Source organism: Streptomyces sp. NPDC007157 (assembly GCF_040634235.1).
Lineage (GTDB): Bacteria > Actinomycetota > Actinomycetes > Streptomycetales > Streptomycetaceae > Streptomyces.
Genome location: NZ_JBEYFE010000042.1, coordinates 12426 through 31184, shown reverse-complemented (window position 1 = coordinate 31184; position 18759 = coordinate 12426). Strand labels below are relative to the sequence as shown.

Sequence of the window (18759 nt, the reverse complement as noted above, 5' to 3'; positions counted from 1 at the left end):
CTCTGCCGGCGCCGGCCAGCGACCCACCCCCCGCCCCCCACTACCGCAGTTCCACCGCCTGGCCGGCCACCACCAGCACCATGTGCTCGCACTCGGCCGCGAACGCCGTGTTCAGCCGGCCCAGTTCGTCGCGGTAGCGGCGGCCCGACGCCGTCGCCGGCACGATGCCCGACCCCACCTCGTTGGAGACGGCGACCACCGTCCGCCGGGTCGAGCGCACCGCCTCCGTCAGCTCCCGCACCCGCTCCCGCAACGCCTTCTCCCCGCCCGACGCCCACTCCGTGTCGTCCCACGCCCCGACGGAGTCCATCGCGTCCGTCAGCCACAGCGACAGACAGTCCACCAGCAACGGCGGCCCGTCCTGCGCCAGCAACGGCACCAGGTCGCACGTCTCCGTCGTACGCCACGACCCCGGCCGCCGCTCCCGGTGCACGGCGACCCGCGTCGCCCACTCGGTGTCCCCGCCGCGCGTCCCGCCGGTGGCGACGTACAGCACGTCGGGGAAGGACTCCAGCCGCCGCTCGGCCTCCACGGACTTGCCGGACCGGGCCCCGCCCAGCACCAGCGTCCGGCGTGGGACGTCGGGCACGTCCTCGTACACCCCCACCGTCAGCGTCGTACCGTCCGGCACGGCCCGCGCCCCGGCCGCCGCCAGCCGCCGCCGCAACTCCGGTCCTGGCGGCACGTCGTGGTCGAGATGGACGGCGATGACGTCGGTGGCCGGGCCCACCGCCGCCACCGCCCGCAGACGGGCCAGCGCGTCCGGGCGTCCCACGACGTCCAGGAGCGCCATGTCGTAAGCCTCCGTGCTCCCGTTCTCCAGCCCGGCCGGCGCACCGCCCGGCGGCAGGTACAGCAGCCGCTGCCCGTCGGGGCCGGTCACCGCGTACCCGGTGCCGCCCGCGTCCATCGCCAGCGCCCGCACCCGGTGCCCGGTCAGCAGCGCCAGCTCCCGGCCGTCCGGCACCCGCCCCGGCTGCGGCAGCCCGGCCGGCACCTCGACGGCGGGTCCGTCGTGCGGGTGCGAGAGCAGCACCTGCCGTACGCCGGTGAGGGACCGCCCGGCGCGTGCCGCGGCGAACGCCGCGCCCGGCGTCAGGTCGAGCAGCAGCGTTCCGTCGACGAGCGCCGCCGTGGCGGCCCGGACGTCCGCCCCGACGGCGCGGGCACAGGCCGCACAGGGACAGTCCGGGCGGGGCAGACCCGCGGGAGCACCGGTACCGAGCAAAGTCACTTCCACGGAACCGATTCTCACCCGCCCGCGCGGCCGACGCTGACCGCAGCGCCCCTGAAAGGGGCGCGGGGCTGTGGCGACGGGCGGCTCCGGCGCGTGGACGCGACCAGCCCCCACGGGCCCGCACCCGCCACACAACCAGCGGAGTCATATCGGCGTCCCCACCGAACCGCATACGATGCATCAGTTGGATCAAAGGGAGGCCTACATGGCGGCATGGACGTGGCGGTTCGAGAAGGCCGACGGGACGGAGGTCCAGCCCGCGGTGGAGCCCGAGGAGTTCACCACCCAGGGCGACGCCGAGTCCTGGATCGGCGAACAGTGGAAGGAGCTGCTGGCCGGCGGCGCCGACCAGGTGCGGCTCTATGAGGACGCCACCGAGATCTACGGCCCGATGAGCCTGCACGCGGACGAGTCCTGAGAGGTGCCGGTCCGGGGCGGCCCCGAGCGGGTCGCCCCGCCGTCACTGCTCGCCCAGTGTGACGTCCACCGTCCGCTGGACGTCCTCCCGGCTGTACGTCACCGTCGTCTTCTGCCCCGGCCGGTCCACGGCGAGCGACTCGGCCAGTGAGGTGATGGTGGTGATGTCGGTGTCACCCACTTTGGTGATGATGTCGCCGGGCCGGATGCCCGCCTTGTCGGCCGCGTCCCCCGGCCTCACGGTCACGACGGCCACCCCGGCGGGCTGGTAGTTCACGTCGACGACCGTGCGCCCGCTGATGCCGAGCGCGGCCCGCCCCGAGTCGGTCACCTTGCCCTGCTTGACGATCTGGTCGGCGACCGTCTTCACCATCGACCCCGGGATGGCGAACCCGATCCCCGGCGCCGCGGTGCCGCCCAGGTCGGGGTCGCTCGCGGCGAGCGTCGGGATGCCGATGACCTCGCCGTTGAGGTTGACCAGGGCGCCGCCGCTGTTGCCGGGGTTGATGGCGGCCGAGGTCTGCACCATGTTGGGGATGGTGGCCCCGGTGCCGCCGCCCTCCTTGTTCTCGCTGACGGTCCGTCCGGTCGCCGACACGATGCCCTCGGTGACGCTGGACGACAGCCCGAGCGGCGAGCCCATGGCGAGCGTGATCTGCCCGACCTCGACCTTCGCGGTGTCCCCGAAGGCGGCCGCCTTCAGCCCGTCCGGGATCTTGTCGAGCCGCAGGACCGCCAGATCCTGCTCGGGGTAGGAGTAGACGAGCGTCGCGGTGAGCGGTTCCTCGTTGTTCGCGGTCGTCACCTTGAACTTCTTCTCGCCCTCGACGACATGCGCGTTGGTGACGATGTGTCCCTTGTCGTCGTAGACCACGCCGGAGCCCAGGTCGCTGCTGGCCTGGATCTGCACCACCGACGGCAGGACTTCCTTGATCACCTTCTGGTACCGGTTCTGCAGGTCGACCGCCGCCATGGGAACGGCCGCCACCTGGGCGGCCCGGGTGGTCGAGCCGTCCTCGGCCGTGTCGCCGCCGAAGGCGGAGCAGCCGGAGACGAGGGCCAGACAGCAGGAGCCGAGCGCGGCGGCCGTACGGAAGGTCCGACGAGTGCGGGAAGCGTCCATGCCCCCGAGTCTCGTCGCGGGGTGCCGGTCCGGCTCGTGATGCTGACCCGAACGAGCAGCACACGGCGGGTTCAGCCGCGGACCCCGCACAGGTGCAGCAGCGCCGCGACCGAACGGTACGGATCCGTCCGCCCGGCCCGCTCCTCCGCCGCCAGCAGCGTCTCCAGGTCGGCGGGTGGTCCGGCGCCGTCCGCGGCCGTGTCCGTGAACACCCGTACGCCGTACCAGGAGTGCAGCGGCGCGGCGATGCCGGCGAGCGCGGCGGTGAGGGTGGCCAGCCGGTCGGCCCGCACCTCAAGGCCCAGCCGGTTGCGGTAGGAGACGGTGTCGAAGGCGCCCATCGCCCCCGTCCAGTCCCCGCTCAGCCCCGGCCGCATGGCCAGCGCGTCGGCGTTGCGCACCAGCAGCGAGAGCAGGCCGCCCGGGGCCAGCATCCGGGCCAGCCCGGCCAGCAGCGCGTCCGGCTCCTCGACGTACATCAGCACGCCGTGACAGAGCACCAGGTCGAAGCTGCCGGGCAGAAAGTGGACGCCCGTGTCCCGTCCGTCCCCCTCGACGATCCGTACCCGTTCGCGGATCCCCTCCGGCTCACCGGCCAGGGCCTCCCGCGCGGCCGCGATCATCGTCGGTTCCCGCTCGACGCCGGTCACCTGGTGCCCGGCGCGGGCCAGCCGCAGCGCCTGAGTGCCCTGGCCCATCCCCACGTCGAGCACCCGCAGCCGCTGACCGACCGGGAACCGCCCGGCTATCTGCTCGTCGAGCTGCCGGGCCACCAGCTCCTGTCTTACGACGTCACGCAGCCCGCCCAGCCTCGTCAGCCAGGCCTTCGCCGCACCCCCGGAGAAAGGCTCTGTGCTCAGGGCCGCTCTCCGCGCTTGACCTGCGGCTTGGGCAGCCGGAGCCGGCGCATCTGGAGGGAGCGCAGCAGACCGTAGGCGACGGCGCCCTTCTTGTTCTGGTCCGGGAAGCGCTCGGCGAGGCGCTTGCGCAGCCGGAAGCCGCTCACCGCCGCGTCGAGCACGATCAGCACGATCACGACCAGCCACAGCAGCAGCGCGATGTTCTTGATCGCCGCGTTGTTGACCACGCTCATCACCAGGATGATCACGGCCAGCGGCAGGAAGAACTCCGCGACGTTGAAACGCGAGTCGACCCAGTCGCGGGCGAGCTTGCGGACCGGGCCCTTGTCACGGGCCGGCAGGTACCGCTCGTCGCCGGTGGCCAGCGCCTGGCGCTGTCGCTCCATGGCGGCACGCCGGTCGTCCCGCTGACGTTTGGCGGCGTCCTTGCGGTTGGTCGGCGTACTGGCCACGCTGCGGCGCTGGGTCTGGGCCGCACTGCGCTTGGGCGTGGGCCTGCCCTTGGGCGCCTGCGGGTCACGGGTCTGCTTGGAGTCGGTCACCGCCGCCTTGTCGGCGGGGGCCTTCTCTTCCTTGGCACGGCTACGGAACACAAAACCCAAGGGTACGGGGTGGACGGGTGTGGGCCCTAGTCCGGCGGGGAACGATCCCGCAACGCCAGTCGTCTCCATAGGGGACAGAGGGGACGTTGCAGACGGTTCGCCCGGTTCGTACGACGTCTGTCCGGAGTCGATCCGGTGTTGTACGAGGGTTGTACGGCGGTTGCGGGCGGGTTCACCGGGGGATCGTCCCGGGAGACCCTGGGGGGCCACCTACTACCTGTGCCGGATCGGACGCGCCCGCAGTCGTCCTTGGGGATGAGCGCATCGGTCCCCGAACAGTGCGGTAATGGATGCAGGGCCCGTACTGTGGGTTCTGTCGCAGGATCTGTGAGCTGGAGTCCGTCAGAAGGGGGCGCGCGAAGCCCATGAGCGGTGTCATGAAGCGTATGGGGATGATCTTCCGCGCGAAGGCGAACAAGGCCCTGGACAGGGCCGAGGACCCGCGCGAGACCCTCGATTACTCGTACCAGAAGCAGCTCGAACTGCTCCAGAAGGTGCGCCGCGGGGTGGCCGACGTCGCCACCTCCCGCAAGCGGCTCGAACTCCAGCTCAACCAGCTCCAGCAGCAGTCGACCAAGCTGGAGGACCAGGGCCGCAAGGCGCTCGCGCTCGGCCGCGAGGACCTCGCCCGCGAGGCGCTGTCCCGCCGCGCCGCCCTCCAGCAGCAGGTGACCGACCTGGAGACGCAGCACGCCACCCTCCAGGGCGAGGAGGAGAAGCTCACCCTCGCGGCCCAGCGCCTCCAGGCCAAGGTGGACGCCTTCCGCACGAAGAAGGAGACCATCAAGGCCACTTACACCGCCGCCCAGGCCCAGACCCGCATCGGCGAGGCCTTCTCCGGCATCTCCGAGGAGATGGGCGACGTCGGCCTCGCCATCCAGCGCGCCGAGGACAAGACGCAGCAGCTCCAGGCCCGCGCCGGCGCCATCGACGAACTGCTCGCCTCCGGTGCCCTCGACGACCCGACCGGCATGGCCAAGGACGACATCGCCGCCGAGCTGGACCGCCTCTCCGGTGGTACGGATGTAGAGCTGGAGCTCCAGCGGATGAAGGCGGAGCTGGCCGGCGGCCAGCCGCAGCAGGCGATCGAGGGCGGCACCGGCCAGGGTCAGCAGGCGCAGCAGCCGCAGGACACCCCGCGCTTCGACAAGCAGTAGCCGACGCCTGGAGGGCGACATGGCCGACATGGTCGTAAGGATCATGGGGGAGGGCCAGGTGAGGCTGGCCGACAGCCACCTCACCGAACTGAACAAGCTGGACGACGAGCTCATGGCGCAGACGGAGTCCGGCGACGAGTCGGCCTTCCGCCGCACCCTGGGCGCCCTCCTGGACAAGGTCCGAGAACTCGGCACCCCCCTCCCGGACGACGCCCTGGAACCCTCGGACCTGATCCTCCCCTCCCCGGACGCCACCCTGGAGGAGGTCCGGGCCCTCCTGAGGGACGACGGCCTGATCCCGGGCTGACGGTCACACCGTCAGCCCGTCCGGCGTTTGCGGACGAGGCCGTTCAGGCCGAAGCGGGGTCTGGGGGCGCAGCCCCCAGGGACGGTCCCGACGGCGGCCCGAACCGACGGTTCCGGCCCGCACCAACCAGCCGTACTGTTCAGACCGTGAGCCCCTTCGAAAGAGCCCGCTGCAGAGTCGGCGCCCATCCACTCGCCGTGGACGCGGTCATCGCCGCGGGCGCTCTCGTGTGCATGGTCGTGAGCTCTTTCGCCGTCCCGCACGGCGCGCACGGCGTCGCCTGGGGCATCCGCACCCCGGACCCCCTCAGCCTGGTCCTGATGACGCTCGCCGCCGTCGCCCTGGTCTTCCGACGGCACGCCCCGAAGACGGTCCTGGCCGTCACCGGCGCGGCCTCCGTCGTCGAGTGCGTCACCGGCGACCCCCGCGCCCCCGTCGCGATGGCGGCCGTCGTCGCCCTCTTCACCGTCGCCGCCACCACCGACCGCCGCACCACCCTGCGGGCCGGCCTGCTCACCATGACCGTGCTGACCACCGCCGCGATGGCCGCGGGCCCCCTCCCGTGGTACGCCCAGGAGAACCTCGCGATCTTCGCCTGGACCGGTATCGGCGCCACCGCCGGGGACGCGGTGCGCAGCCGGCGGGCCGTCGTCCAGGCCATCCGGGAACGCGCCGAGCGCGCCGAGCGGACCCGCGAGGAGGAAGCCCGCCGCCGGGTCGCCGAGGAGCGCCTGCGCATCGCCCGTGACCTGCACGACGTCGTCGCCCACCACATCGCCCTGGTCAACGTGCAGGCAGGAGTGGCCGCGCACGTCATGGACAAGAGGCCCGACCAGGCCAAGGAGGCCCTCGCCCACGTCCGCGAGGCCAGCCGCTCCGCGCTCAACGAACTGCGCGCCACCGTCGGTCTGCTCCGCCAGTCCGGCGACCCCGAGGCCCCGACCGAACCCGCCCCCGGCCTGCACCGCCTCGAAGAGCTCGCCGACACCTTCCGCAACGCCGGCCTCCAGGTCGAGGTGGCCCGCGCCGACCAGGGCACCACCCTGCCCGCCGCCGTGGACCTCGCCGCCTACCGGATCATCCAGGAGGCCCTGACCAACGTGCAGAAGCACGCGGGACCCGAGGCCAAGGCCGAGGTCAGCGTCGTACGCGTCGGACCGCACATCGAGGTCACCGTCCTCGACAACGGCTCCGGCGAGGACACCGCCCCCCAGGAGGGCGGCGGCCACGGCCTGCTCGGCATGCGCGAGCGCGTCACCGCCCTGCGCGGCACCCTCACCACCGGCCCCCGCTACGGCGGCGGCTTCCGCGTCCATGCGATCCTGCCGGTCAAGACCGACACCGACGACCGTACGCACCGCCGGACGGCCGCCCTGGGGGATTCCGCATGACGATCCGTGTCCTGCTCGCCGACGACCAGGCCCTGCTGCGCAGCGCGTTCCGCGTGCTCGTCGACTCCGAGTCCGACATGGAGGTGGTCGGCGAGGCCTCCGACGGCGCCGAGGCGGTGCGGCTGGCCGGCGAGACCCGGGCCGACGTCGTCCTGATGGACATCCGGATGCCGGGCACGGACGGTTTGGCCGCCACCCGGCTGATCAGCGAGGACCCGTCCCTCGACCGGGTCCGGGTGGTCATACTGACCACCTTCGAGGTGGACGACTACGTCGTGCAGGCGCTGCGCGCGGGCGCCTCCGGGTTTCTCGGCAAGGGCAGCGAACCCGAGGAGCTGCTGAGCGCCATCCGGGTCGCCGCCGGCGGCGAGGCGCTGCTCTCCCCGACCGCCACCAAGGGGCTGATCGCCCGCTTCCTCGCCCAGGGCGACACCGGCGCGGACGGCCGCGACCCGGCCCGCGCCGAGCGGCTGGACGCGCTCACCTCACGCGAGCGCGAGGTGCTGGTCCAGGTCGCCGGCGGGCACTCCAACGACGAGATCGCCGAGCGCCTGGAGGTCAGCCCGCTGACCGTGAAGACGCACGTCAACCGGGCCATGGCCAAGCTGCGCGCCCGGGACCGGGCGCAGCTCGTGGTGATCGCCTACGAGTCGGGGCTGGTCCGTCCGAGGATGGAGTGACCTCCACCCGGCCGTACTGCGGCGGGAGTAGGAGCCGGATAAAGGACGGCACCCAGGGCCTACGTGAGCAGGGCGGCGCATGGGTGAGGGTGGTGGGGTGGACGCTCACAGGTGCCCCTGTGCCGCTCGTCCGCCGTTCATCCGCCGCTCACCGCAGCAGCTCACCGCAGCAGCTCACCGAAAAGAGACCCTGACCCATGTCCTGGCTGTCCCGATTCAGCCTCGCGCAGCGGGCCCTGATAGGCCTCATGTCACTGATCGCGCTCGTCTTCGGGGCGATCGCCATCCCCCAGATCAAGCAGCAGCTGCTGCCCACCATCTCCCTGCCCATGGTGTCGGTCATCGCCCCCTACCAGGGAGCGGCCCCCGACGTCGTCGAGAAGCAGGTCGTCGAGCCCGTCGAGAACAACCTCGAGGGCGTCGACGGGATCACCGGCGTCACCTCCACCGCCAGTGAGGGCAACGCCGTGATCATGGCGTCCTTCGACTACGGCAGCGACACCAAGCAGCTGGTGGCCGACGTCCAGCTGGCCGTCAACCGCGCCCAGCTCCCGGACTCCGTCGACCCGCAGGTCATCTCCGGCTCCACGGACGACATGCCGACCGTGGTCCTCGCCGTCACCTCCGGCAAGGACCAGCAGGCCCTCGCCGACCAGCTCGACAAGACGGTCGTCCCGGACCTGAAGGACATCGACGGCGTCGGCCGCGTCCAGGTCACCGGCGTACGGGACCTCCAGGTCACCGTCACCCCGGACCAGGCGAAGCTGGCCGGGGCGGGTCTCACCCCGGCCGTGGTCGCCCAGACGCTCCAGGCGGCCGGCGCGACCGTGCCGGCGGGCTCCTTCGACGAGGACGGTGCCAACCGCACCGTCCAGGTCGGCGGCGGACTCACCTCGCTGGGGCAGATCAAGGACCTGATGGTCAGCGGTCAGGGCGTCAAGAAGCCCGTGCGCCTCGGTGACGTGGCCTCGGTCAAGGAGCAGGAGGCTCCGGCCGACTCCATCACCCGCACCGACGGCCGTCCCAGCCTCGCCGTGAACGTCACCATGGACCACGACGGCAGCGCGGTCTCCATCTCGAACGCCGTCAAGGACAAGCTGCCCAAGCTGCGTCAGGACCTCGGTTCGGACGCCACCCTCACGGTCGTCAGCGACCAGGGCCCGGCGGTCTCCAAGTCCATCAAGGGCCTGACCACCGAGGGCGCCCTCGGCCTGCTCTTCGCGGTCCTGGTCATCCTGGTCTTCCTGGCCTCGGTCCGCTCGACCCTGGTGACGGCGGTCTCCATCCCGCTGTCGGTGGTCCTCACGCTGATCGTGCTGTGGACCCGGGGTCTCTCCCTCAACATGCTCACCCTCGGCGCGCTGACCATCGCCATCGGCCGGGTCGTCGACGACTCGATCGTGGTCCTGGAGAACATCAAGCGCCACCTCGGCTACGGCGAGGAGCGTCAGGCCGCCATCATCGGCGCGGTCCGCGAGGTGGCCGGCGCGGTCACCTCCTCCACCCTCACCACGGTCGCCGTCTTCCTGCCGATCGGCCTGGTCGGCGGCATGGTGGGCGCCCTGTTCGGCTCGTTCAGCATCACCGTGACGGCCGCGCTGCTCGCCTCCCTGCTGGTCTCCCTGACGGTCGTCCCGGTGCTGTCGTACTGGTTCCTGCGCGCCCCGAAGGGCACCCCCGAGGACGCCGCGGAGGCCCGCCGCAAGGCCGAGGCGAAGGAGGCCGACAGCCGGCTCCAGCGTGCCTACGTGCCCGTCCTGCGCTTCGCGACCCGGCGCCGCCTCACCAGCGTGCTGATCGCGATCGTGGTCCTGGTCGTCACGTTCGGCATGGCCGGGCTGCTGAAGACCAACTTCTTCGACCAGGGCGACCAGGAGGTCCTCACCGTCAAGCAGGAGCTGAAGCCGGGCACCAGCCTGGCGGCGACCGACGCGCAGGCGAAGAAGGTCGAGAAGCTGCTCGCCTCCGTCGACGGGGTGAAGGACTACCAGGTCACGGTCGGCTCGTCCGGCTTCATGGCGGCCTTCGGCGGCGGCACGGACACCAACCAGGCGTCGTACTCGGTGATGCTGGACGACGCGAAGTCGTACGACAAGGTGCAGACCGCCATCGAGGACGGCCTGCACAAGCTGCCGGGCATCGGTACGACCACGGTGTCCGCCGGTGACGGCTTCGGCAGCCAGGACCTGAGCGTCGTCGTGAAGGCGGCCGACGGGGACGTGCTGCGCAAGGCCTCGGAGCAGGTCCGGGCCACGGTCGCCCAGCTGGACGACGTCACCGACGTCACCAGCAACCTCTCCCAGAGCGTGCCGCGCATCTCGGTGAAGGCCAACTCCAAGGCCGCCGCGGCCGGGTTCGACGACCAGACGCTGGGCGCCGCCGTCACCCAGGCTGTCAAGGGCACCACGGCCGCGAAGGCCGTCCTCGACGACACCGAGCGGGACGTCGTCGTGAAGTCGGCGAAGCCGGCCGAGACCCTCGCGCAGCTGCGCGCCCTCAAGCTGGGCCCGGTGAAGCTGGGCGACATCGCCACCGTGAAGCTGGTGGACGGGCCGGTGTCGCTGACCCGCATCGACGGCCAGCGCGCCGCGACCATCACGGCGAAGCCGACCGGTGACAACACCGGCGCGGTCAGCACCCAACTCCAGTCCAAGATCAAGGCGTTGAAGCTCCCGGCGGGCGCGACGGCCTCCATCGGCGGGGTCACCTCGGACCAGGACAGCGCGTTCAAGAACCTGGGCCTGGCGATGCTCGCGGCGATCGCGATCGTCTTCATGCTGCTGGTCGCGACCTTCCGCTCGCTCGTCCAGCCGCTGATCCTGCTGGTCTCCATCCCGTTCGCGGCGACCGGCGCGATCGGCCTGCTGGTCGTCACCGGCACCCCGATGGGCGTCCCCGCGATGATCGGCATGCTGATGCTGATCGGCATCGTGGTGACCAACGCGATCGTGCTGATCGACCTCGTCAACCAGTACCGGCGCCAGGGACACGGCGTGGTCGAAGCGGTCATCGAGGGCGGCCGGCACCGGCTGCGCCCGATCCTGATGACCGCCCTGGCGACCATCTTCGCTCTCCTCCCGATGGCGCTCGGCGTCACCGGTGAGGGCGGCTTCATCGCCCAGCCGCTGGCGGTGGTCGTGATCGGCGGTCTGATCACCTCCACGCTGCTCACCCTGCTGCTGGTGCCGACGCTGTACGCGATGGTCGAACTCCGCAAGGAGCGCCGGGCCAAGAAGCGGGCGGCGAAGCGTGGCGCGGGGGCAGCGGACTCTGCCCCGGCGGCCGAGGAGCCGCAGCCCGCGGCCGTGTGACGGTCCCGCGAACGACGGCCGGTTTCCGGAACACCTCCGGGAACCGGCCGTCCGCGTCCGGCCGTTCCGTATGCTGGCGCCGCGAACTGCAGGGCGGGGAAGGGGAGTTTCGGCGTGCCGCTGCACAAGGACGACCCGAGGTCCCTCGGCGGGTACAGGCTCGCCGACCGCCTCGGGGCCGGCGGGATGGGCATCGTCTACTGGGGCCGGTCGCGCTCCGGGCGCGAGGTCGCCGTCAAGGTGGTGCACGCCCAGTACGCCGGGGACCCGGTCTTCCGCGCCCGGTTCCGGCAGGAGATCGAGGCCGCCCGCCGGGTCAGCGGCGCCTTCACCGCCCCCGTCCTGGACGCCGACCCGGACGCGCCGGCCCCCTGGATGGCCACCCAGTACGTGCCCGGCCCCTCCCTCGCCGCCCGCATCCGGTCCCAGGGCGCGCTCCGCGTCACCGAACTGCGGCCGCTGGCCCTGGGCCTGGTGGAGGCGCTGCGGGACATCCACCGGGCCGGGGTGGTGCACCGCGACCTGAAACCGGGCAACGTCCTGATGGCCGAGGACGGCCCCCGGGTCATCGACTTCGGCATCTCGCGGGCCGCCGAGAACCACAACACCCTGACCGAGACCGGGCAGATGGTCGGCACCCCGCCGTTCATGTCCCCGGAGCAGTTCACGGACGCCCGTACGGTCGGCCCCGCCTCGGACGTCTTCTCGCTCGGCGCGCTGCTGGTGTACTGCGTCACCGGACGCGGCCCCTTCGACGCCGACAGCCCCTATCTGACCGGCTACCGGGTGGTCCACAACGAGCCCGTACTGGACGGGGTCACCGGCCCGCTGCGCGCGGTCCTGGCGCGCTGTCTCGCCAAGGACCCCGCCGCCCGGCCCGAACTGGACGAACTGGCCCGGGAGTTCGCGGCGGCCCTGCCGGAGCGGTCGTCCGCCGAACCACAGACGATGACCCTGCGCCTGCCCTCCGCACGGCCCGGCACCGCCCCGTCCCTGGACGCCACCGCCCCGCCGGGCACCGGCCGCCGCCCGGGCCGCCGCACCCCCCGGCTGCTGCTGGCCGCGGCAGCGGTGACCGCCATCGCCCTGACCGGATACTTCCTGCTGGGCCCCGGGAACGGCGACGGCGAGGCACGCACCGGCTCCTCGGCGTCGCCCGGATCCCGCTGGGGCACCCTCCCCGACGGCTGGAAGCCCTGGCAGACAACGGTGTCCGCGACCGCCGAGCAGGGGGTGAAGAAGGCGCCGGGCTACCAGGGCGACACCTCGCCCTCCTGCGTCTCGGACGGTTCCTCCGTCTACTGCGGCGGCACCGCCCTTCTGCCCACCCGGGTCGACGCCACCACCGGCCGGACCATCTGGCGCTCCCCGATCGCGCCCGCGGGCATCCCGGCCGACCGCTACATCACGACAGTCCTCGGCGTGGACGACGGCCGGGTCCTCGTCGAACTGCAGGTCACCGACGCCGGCGGCGCGGGACAGGCCCAGTCCGTCATGGCGCTCGACAGCGCGAACGGCGCCAGGATCTGGTCCCACGCGGTACGCACCGACAGCCTGGGCTCGGCCTACGCCGACGGGGTGACCCTGACCCAGGAGGGCGACGGCAGCGCGGTCACCATCCGCTCGGCGCGCGACGGCAGCGTGCGCAGAACCGTGCCCGTGCCCCAGGGCTGGCTCTGCTCGCTGCTCGCCGTGGGGGACTTTCCCTATGTTGACTGCGGCGATCAGAGGGACGGTTCGCATGCCACGAAGTTCTTCGCCGTCGACCCGGCGGACGGGCCGGTGCGCACCCTGAACTCACCCGCCCAGACGGGCAGTTTCGTGGGCACGCTCTCCGGACAGCTGGTCTTCCTGGAGGCGGACGACCAGGACGTCGACAACGGCCCCGACCTGATCTACACCCGCATCGTGCGCGTCGACCCCGACACCGGCAAGCGCACCCTGACGCCCCTGCCCGAGCACTACCGGGGCGGGCTGCCCACCCTGGCCCGGGGCACCCTCTACCTCGCCACCTCCAGCGGCCTGGTCACCGCCTTCTCCCCGACGACGGGGGAGAAGCGGTGGAACAGCCACACCACCCTGGAGTCGCCGGGCCAGGCCTCGGTGGACGCGAGTGGCCGCACGCTCTACATGGCCGGCGCGAGCGGGCGGGTGGTCGCGCTGGACACGGCCAAGGGCACCGTGCTGTGGGAGTCCTCCGCCCGCGCTGAGGTGCTGGGCAACAGCGGCCTGCTGCCGACCGTGTGGTTCAACCGGGGCGCCCTGGTCCTCTCCACCTCCGACGGCACGATCTTCACCCTCGACCCGGCCGACCCCGAGCGGAAGTCCGTCTCGGGGTGACCTCGGGTCGTACGGCTACGGCAGCGCCAGCATCCGCTCCAGGGCCAGCTTGGCGAAGGACTCCGTCTCCTTGTCGACCTCGATCCGGTTGACCAGGTTGCCCTCGGCCAGCGACTCCAGGGTCCAGACCAGGTGGGGGAGGTCGATGCGGTTCATGGTGGAGCAGAAGCAGACGGTCTTGTCGAGGAAGACGATCTCCTTGCCCTCGGGGGCGAAACGGTTCGCCAACCGGCGGACCAGGTTCAGCTCCGTGCCGATCGCCCACTTGGAGCCGGCGGGCGCGGCTTCCAGTGCCTTGATGATGTACTCGGTCGAACCGACGTAGTCGGCCGCGGCCACCACCTCGTGCTTGCACTCCGGGTGCACCAGGACGTTCACCCCGGGGATGCGCTCGCGCACATCGGCCACCGAGTCCAGGCTGAACCGGCCGTGCACCGAGCAGTGGCCGCGCCACAGGATCATCTTCGCGGCGCGCAGCTGGTCGGCGGTCAGTCCGCCGTTCGGCTTGTGCGGGTTGTAGACCACGCAGTCGTCCGGGGACATGCCCATGTCCCGGACGGCGGTGTTGCGGCCCAGGTGCTGGTCGGGCAGGAACAGGACCTTGACTGCCGAGGGCTCCCCCTGCTCGAAAGCCCACTCCAAGGCCCGCTGGGCGTTGGACGAGGTGCAGATGGTGCCGCCGTGCCTGCCCGTGAACGCCTTGATGTCCGCGGACGAGTTCATGTACGAGACGGGGACGACCTGCTCGGCTATCCCGGCCTCCGTCAGCACGTCCCAGCACTCGGCGACCTGCTCGGCCGTCGCCATGTCGGCCATGGAGCAGCCGGCCGCCAGGTCGGGCAGGACCACCTTCTGGTCGTCCGAGGTCAGGATGTCGGCGGACTCGGCCATGAAGTGCACACCGCAGAAGACGATGTACTCGGCCTCCGGGCGGGCGGCCGCGTCCCGGGCCAGCTTGAAGGAGTCGCCCGTGACGTCGGCGAACTGGATGACCTCGTCGCGCTGGTAGTGGTGGCCGAGCACGAAGACCTTGTCGCCGAGCTTCTCCTTGGCCGCGCGGGCGCGCGCGACCAGGTCCGGGTCGGACGGCGAGGGCAGGTCGCCGGGACACTCGACGCCCCGCTCGCTCTTCGGGTCGGCCTCACGGCCGAGCAGCAGCAGGGCGAGCGGAGTCGGCTGTACGTCGAGCTCCGTGGTCTGGGCGGTGGTCACGACACGCACCCTTTCTACTTTTCGTCGTTCTGACGTTATCTATCATAACCGCTTCACGTCACTTTGACGATGCCCATTGTGTCGATGTGACGTGAATCCCGGTGCTGTACGGGAGGGTTGCCGGAGAGTGGCCGTGGGGTGGTTGTGGCGTGGTCGTGGAGTGGTAGACGGGCCGCTGGGCGTGACTTCGGGCATGTGCGAGCATGAAGGAAGAGAAAAACGCGAGAACGCGCATGCCGGCCAGGAATGAAACAGCGGACCCGCCGGTTGCACTCGTCGGCAAGCAGTCTCCGTACAACCCGGGAGAGATGTAGATGTCCGTATCGGACGAGACCAGCACCGCCACCGACGGCATCATCCTGAGTGACGCCGCCGCGGCCAAGGTCAAGGCCCTGCTCGACCAGGAAGGCCGTGACGACCTCGCCCTGCGTGTCGCCGTCCAGCCCGGCGGCTGCTCCGGCCTGCGCTACCAGCTCTTCTTCGACGAGCGTTCCCTCGACGGCGACGTCGTCAAGGACTTCGGCGGCGTCAAGGTCGTGACCGACCGCATGAGCGCTCCCTACCTGGGTGGCGCGTCGGTCGACTTCGTCGACACCATCGAGAAGCAGGGCTTCACGATCGACAACCCGAACGCGACCGGCTCCTGCGCCTGCGGCGACTCCTTCAGCTGAGCCGACACGGCCGGCCGAGCCGGCACGGCAAGTGGAACGAAGGCGGCGGCCCCTCCCGGAGGGGCCGCCGCCTTCGTGTGTCCTCGTCCTCAGCCCACCTGCGGGTCGAGCGTGGTCGCCTTCTCCTTCGGGACCGCCCTGCCGTCCGTGCCGACCACCTTCCGGCCGTCCAGCGGCGCCTCGAGACGCACCGTCTGGTGGTACTGCTTGGCGATCATGACGCAGATCTTGTCCGGCCAGGGTGTCTCGGTCACCTTGACCACCACCTGTTCCGAGCCCTCGTCCGCGGTTGCCTTGTAGTCGGCGCACACCCCGCCGGTGAAGGCGACGGTCAGCTCACTCCCGTCGGCCGTGTAGCCGTCCACCTTCACGTCCTTCGGGGTCCCCGGGGAGGAACTCGGCGTCGGCGAGGCGGCGGAGGCCAGGTACTCGGGGTCCACCGCCGGATAGGTGACGGTGTACGAGTCCGCCGCGCCGCGCACCTGGAACAGCCAGGACGGCACCAGCGCCTGCCGGCCGCCGACGGAGTGCGCGGCCAGCCCGAACACCGCGTTCTGGATCACGGCCGAGGGGGCGGAGGAAGCCGGGGAGGCGGACGACGTCGAGGCGGAGCAGGGCTGCTCCAGCCGGTCCTTCAGCGGTACGGAACTGGCACAGCCGCCGATGCCCATCCGGTGGTCGGAGCGGGGCGCCGCGTTCAGCAGGCCCAGCGTCTTCTCGGCGCTCAGCACCGGATACGTGTCGCCCTTGACCGGCGCCGCCAGCATCCCGTTGCCGCCGACGACCTGGCCCGCCTTGTTGACGGTCAGCCCGGTCGTCCAGCCGTAGGTGGGCAGCCCGCCGACCACGGGATCGGCGTTCACCGCCCGCTGGGCGCCCATGACCTGGCTCGCGTCGAGCTTCGCGCCGTCCTGGCCGAGCGCCTTGAGGACCGGGGCGGCCGCCTTCTCCGCGGCGGAGACGCTCACCGGGGCGGCGGCCGGCGCCGCCGGATCCTGTGCGCACACCAGGCCGCTCTTGCAGTTGTCGGTGCCGGGGGCGTAGCGGCTGTACGTCCAGATGCCCGGGGCGGCCCTGTTCACCTGGAGACTTCCGCCGGAGCCGTCGTTGTCGGTGCCGACCTTCCACACCTGGCCCTCGGCGACCGGCGCCCCCTCGATCCCGAGCGCCTTCGCCAGCGCGGCCACCCGGTCCTTGGGGACCTCGCCGGCCGGCTGGTACACCGCGGCCGCGTCGGGCCCGCCGGGGAGCGTTCCCGCCGCCTTGTAGGTCACTCCGTAGGGGTTGGGCTCGCCCACGGCGATCCCGTTGCCGCCGGAGGAGTAGCCGTCCAGGGCGAGCGGCGGGGGAGTGGAACCACCGGAGGCACCGGTCCCGGCCGCCCCCGTACCGCCGCCGGAGCCGCTACTCGCGGCGAGATAGGCCCCACCGCCGCCGATCAGCAGCACGGCGGCGGCCACGGAGGCGATGACAGCGGGAGACCGGCGCCGGACGGGACGCCCGTCGTCGGCCCGGAACCCCTCGACACCGGAGAGCGCGGCCACCTCGGACTCGGGCACCACGTCCGGGTCGGAGGCCGAGGCGGGGGCCGCGCCCGGGACGGGGGATCCGTCCGGCTCCGGGGCTGCCTCCGAGTCGAGGTTCCGCTCCGGCTCGGGAGCCGTTTCGGCGGCGGGGCCGGCAGTCGGCCGGGGGCCTTCCGCGGGCTCGGGGGTCGTCTCCGGCTCGGCCTCGGCCGCGGTGCGGGTCGTTTCCGGCTCGGCCTCGGCTGCGGCGCGGGTCGTTTCCGGTTCGGAGTTGCCCGCGGGCTCGGGGGTCGCCTCTGCGGCAGGGGGCGCGGTCGGCTCAGCGGCCGGTTCCGGCTCTGCCGGGGTCCGCTCCTCTTCCGGGCGGGCGGTGCTCTCGGCGGGGCCCGTGTCGGGCCGGGCGGCCGCCTTCGGCGACTGAGTGGTGTCCTGGGCCTCCGGGGGCTCCCCGGTGGTACCCGCGGCCACGTCGTCGTCGTTCTCGGGTCGCTCGCTCTTCACCGCATCGCTCCTTGCCGCACGTCGTATCCCGCCTCCCCTTCACGGGGGACGGCGATGGGACGCGGGAGGGGAGCGCGTGGTTCCCTGGAAACGCGCCGGGCGGCCTCAGTCGCCGTAGTCGGACATCGCGTCCAGCAGCCTGGCGGACTTCTTCGGCACAGTCACCCCGTGGATGAGTGACGGCGGCACCGGCCGGGCATCGCTGTGATCGGGAACCGCCCAGTGCGGGGCCATCCGCGCGCAGTCACCGCGCAGCGACGCCAGGTCGCCGTCGAGGTCGGCCGGAGCGGGGGCGTGGACCTTGAGGTTCGTCATGACCGAACGGTAAGCACGTCGGGCGCCGCGAAGAAAGATCTACTATCGGGTAGTTTTGGCACCTTCAGGGCGCCCCCGCCGACCCGGTAGCGTTAACTGTCAATTACGCCTCCCCCTCAGGAGAGTCCCAGCCGTGCGCATCGCAGTCACCGGCTCCATCGCCACCGACCACCTCATGACCTTCCCCGGCCGCTTCGCCGACCAGCTCGTCGCGGACCAGTTGCACACGGTCTCGCTCTCCTTCCTGGTCGACAACCTGGACGTCCGCCGGGGCGGCGTCGGCGCCAACATCGCGTTCGGTATGGGACAGCTCGGCACCCGGCCGGTCCTGGTCGGCGCGGCGGGCTTCGACTTCGACGAGTACCGGGCCTGGCTCGACCGGCACGGCGTCGACACGGACTCCGTCCGCATCTCCGAGACCCTGCACACCGCGCGTTTCGTGTGCACGACCGACGCCGACCACAACCAGATCGGCTCCTTCTACACGGGCGCGATGAGCGAGGCCCGCCTGATCGAGCTGAAGACCGTCGCCGACCGGGTCGGCGGCCTCGACCTGGTGCTCATCGGCGCGGACGACCCCGAGGGCATGCTCCGCCACACGGAGGAGTGCCGGACCCGGTCCATCCCCTTCGCCGCCGACTTCTCCCAGCAGATCGCCCGGATGAACGGCGACGAGATCCGGATACTGCTGGACGGCGCGACCTACCTCTTCTCCAACGAGTACGAGAAGGGTCTGATCGAGACCAAGACCGGCTGGAGCGACGAGGAGATCCTCGGGAAGGTCGGCCACCGGGTCACCACGCTGGGCGCACGCGGGGTGCGGATCGAGCGGGCCGGCGAGGAGGCCATCGAGGTCGGCTGCCCCGACGAGGAGCGCAAGGCGGACCCGACGGGTGTCGGCGACGCGTTCCGCGCGGGGTTCCTTTCGGGCCTGGCGTGGGGGGTCTCGCTGGAGCGGGCGGCCCAGGTGGGCTGCATGCTGGCGACCCTCGTCATCGAGACGGTCGGCACCCAGGAGTACCAGCTGCGTCGCGGGCACTTCATGGAGCGGTTCACGAAGGCGTACGGGGACGAGGCCGCGGAGGAGGTCCGGGGGTACCTGGTCTGAC

Annotated in this window: 16 protein-coding genes; 9 read left to right on the top strand and 7 right to left on the bottom strand. The window is 71.8% G+C overall.

The window, feature by feature from the left end; translation table 11 throughout:
- Positions 1 to 40: 40 nt before the first annotated feature.
- A complete protein-coding gene (locus ABZ642_RS43240) occupies positions 41 to 1240 on the bottom strand; it encodes a bifunctional adenosylcobinamide kinase/adenosylcobinamide-phosphate guanylyltransferase (protein ID WP_360496183.1) in 1200 nt (399 codons plus the stop codon).
- Positions 1241 to 1442: 202 nt separating this feature from the next.
- On the opposite strand from ABZ642_RS43240, the gene ABZ642_RS43235 reads away from it, so the two are divergent.
- The gene (locus ABZ642_RS43235; RefSeq protein WP_360496180.1) at positions 1443 to 1655 is read left to right on the top strand and encodes a hypothetical protein; all 213 of its coding nucleotides are present in this window, start codon (positions 1443 to 1445) and stop codon (positions 1653 to 1655) included.
- Between the two features lie 42 nt (positions 1656 to 1697).
- Here ABZ642_RS43235 and ABZ642_RS43230 read toward each other — a convergent pair whose 3' ends face one another.
- From ABZ642_RS43230 to ABZ642_RS43220, 3 genes are all read right to left on the bottom strand, one after another.
- Complete coding sequence (locus ABZ642_RS43230; RefSeq protein WP_360496177.1) at positions 1698 to 2777, bottom strand: trypsin-like peptidase domain-containing protein; 1080 nt, start codon at positions 2775 to 2777, stop codon at positions 1698 to 1700.
- Between the two features lie 71 nt (positions 2778 to 2848).
- Complete coding sequence (locus ABZ642_RS43225; protein ID WP_360496174.1) at positions 2849 to 3550, bottom strand: methyltransferase domain-containing protein; 702 nt, start codon at positions 3548 to 3550, stop codon at positions 2849 to 2851.
- An 83-nt stretch (positions 3551 to 3633) separates the two neighbouring features.
- The gene (locus tag ABZ642_RS43220) at positions 3634 to 4308 is read right to left on the bottom strand and encodes a DUF3043 domain-containing protein (protein ID WP_360496171.1); all 675 of its coding nucleotides are present in this window, start codon (positions 4306 to 4308) and stop codon (positions 3634 to 3636) included.
- Between the two features lie 296 nt (positions 4309 to 4604).
- Here ABZ642_RS43220 and ABZ642_RS43215 point away from each other — a divergent pair, with 296 nt between their 5' ends.
- From ABZ642_RS43215 to ABZ642_RS43190, 6 genes are all read left to right on the top strand, one after another.
- Positions 4605 to 5396, top strand: coding sequence for a PspA/IM30 family protein (locus ABZ642_RS43215; RefSeq protein WP_360496168.1), 792 nt, complete (start codon positions 4605 to 4607; stop codon positions 5394 to 5396).
- Between the two features lie 28 nt (positions 5397 to 5424).
- Positions 5425 to 5703: a hypothetical protein gene (locus tag ABZ642_RS43210; RefSeq protein WP_360496249.1), complete on the top strand. Its 279-nt coding sequence runs from the start codon at positions 5425 to 5427 to the stop codon at positions 5701 to 5703.
- Between the two features lie 146 nt (positions 5704 to 5849).
- Positions 5850 to 7094: a sensor histidine kinase gene (locus ABZ642_RS43205; RefSeq protein WP_360496165.1), complete on the top strand. Its 1245-nt coding sequence runs from the start codon at positions 5850 to 5852 to the stop codon at positions 7092 to 7094.
- A complete protein-coding gene (locus ABZ642_RS43200; RefSeq protein WP_360496163.1) occupies positions 7091 to 7774 on the top strand; it encodes a response regulator transcription factor in 684 nt (227 codons plus the stop codon). Before ABZ642_RS43205 ends, ABZ642_RS43200 begins: the two co-directional genes overlap by 4 nt.
- Positions 7775 to 7971: 197 nt before the next feature.
- Positions 7972 to 11085 carry an efflux RND transporter permease subunit gene (locus ABZ642_RS43195; RefSeq protein WP_360496160.1) on the top strand — a complete coding sequence of 1038 codons (3114 nt, stop codon included), beginning with the start codon at positions 7972 to 7974 and terminating at the stop codon, positions 11083 to 11085.
- A 114-nt stretch (positions 11086 to 11199) separates the two neighbouring features.
- Positions 11200 to 13425: a PQQ-binding-like beta-propeller repeat protein gene (locus ABZ642_RS43190; RefSeq protein ID WP_360496157.1), complete on the top strand. Its 2226-nt coding sequence runs from the start codon at positions 11200 to 11202 to the stop codon at positions 13423 to 13425.
- 15 nt (positions 13426 to 13440) lie between these two features.
- Here the strand turns inward: ABZ642_RS43190 and nadA are convergent, their stop codons facing one another.
- Positions 13441 to 14637, bottom strand: a complete 1197-nt coding sequence (nadA, locus tag ABZ642_RS43185; RefSeq protein ID WP_360496154.1) for a quinolinate synthase NadA — start codon at positions 14635 to 14637, stop codon at positions 13441 to 13443.
- Between the two features lie 314 nt (positions 14638 to 14951).
- Here nadA and ABZ642_RS43180 point away from each other — a divergent pair, with 314 nt between their 5' ends.
- Positions 14952 to 15308, top strand: a complete 357-nt coding sequence (locus ABZ642_RS43180) for an iron-sulfur cluster assembly accessory protein (protein WP_360496151.1) — start codon at positions 14952 to 14954, stop codon at positions 15306 to 15308.
- A gap of 89 nt (positions 15309 to 15397) precedes the next feature.
- Here ABZ642_RS43180 and ABZ642_RS43175 read toward each other — a convergent pair whose 3' ends face one another.
- Positions 15398 to 17335 carry a hypothetical protein gene (locus tag ABZ642_RS43175; protein ID WP_360496148.1) on the bottom strand — a complete coding sequence of 646 codons (1938 nt, stop codon included), beginning with the start codon at positions 17333 to 17335 and terminating at the stop codon, positions 15398 to 15400.
- 105 nt (positions 17336 to 17440) lie between these two features.
- Positions 17441 to 17650 (bottom strand): hypothetical protein, encoded by a 210-nt coding sequence (locus tag ABZ642_RS43170; RefSeq protein WP_093503947.1) that lies wholly within the window; start codon positions 17648 to 17650, stop codon positions 17441 to 17443.
- Positions 17651 to 17783: 133 nt separating this feature from the next.
- Between ABZ642_RS43170 and ABZ642_RS43165 the strand changes: the two genes are divergently transcribed.
- Positions 17784 to 18758, top strand: coding sequence for a carbohydrate kinase family protein (locus tag ABZ642_RS43165; RefSeq protein WP_360496145.1), 975 nt, complete (start codon positions 17784 to 17786; stop codon positions 18756 to 18758).
- The last annotated feature ends 1 nt before the right edge of the window (position 18759 follow it).

Excerpts from the sequence above, each read along its gene's own strand:
- ABZ642_RS43215 (WP_360496168.1), top strand. The coding sequence starts at position 4,605 with ATGAGCGGTGTCATGAAGCGTATGGGGATGATCTTCCGCGCGAAGGCG.
- ABZ642_RS43210 (WP_360496249.1), top strand. The coding sequence starts at position 5,425 with ATGGTCGTAAGGATCATGGGGGAGGGCCAGGTGAGGCTGGCCGACAGC.
- ABZ642_RS43220 (WP_360496171.1), bottom strand. The coding sequence starts at position 4,308 with ATGGAGACGACTGGCGTTGCGGGATCGTTCCCCGCCGGACTAGGGCCC.
- ABZ642_RS43235 (WP_360496180.1), top strand. The coding sequence starts at position 1,443 with ATGGCGGCATGGACGTGGCGGTTCGAGAAGGCCGACGGGACGGAGGTC.
- ABZ642_RS43230 (WP_360496177.1), bottom strand. The coding sequence starts at position 2,777 with ATGGACGCTTCCCGCACTCGTCGGACCTTCCGTACGGCCGCCGCGCTC.
- ABZ642_RS43180 (WP_360496151.1), top strand. The coding sequence starts at position 14,952 with ATGTCCGTATCGGACGAGACCAGCACCGCCACCGACGGCATCATCCTG.
- ABZ642_RS43170 (WP_093503947.1), bottom strand. The coding sequence starts at position 17,650 with ATGACGAACCTCAAGGTCCACGCCCCCGCTCCGGCCGACCTCGACGGC.
- ABZ642_RS43200 (WP_360496163.1), top strand. The coding sequence starts at position 7,091 with ATGACGATCCGTGTCCTGCTCGCCGACGACCAGGCCCTGCTGCGCAGC.
- ABZ642_RS43195 (WP_360496160.1), top strand. The coding sequence starts at position 7,972 with ATGTCCTGGCTGTCCCGATTCAGCCTCGCGCAGCGGGCCCTGATAGGC.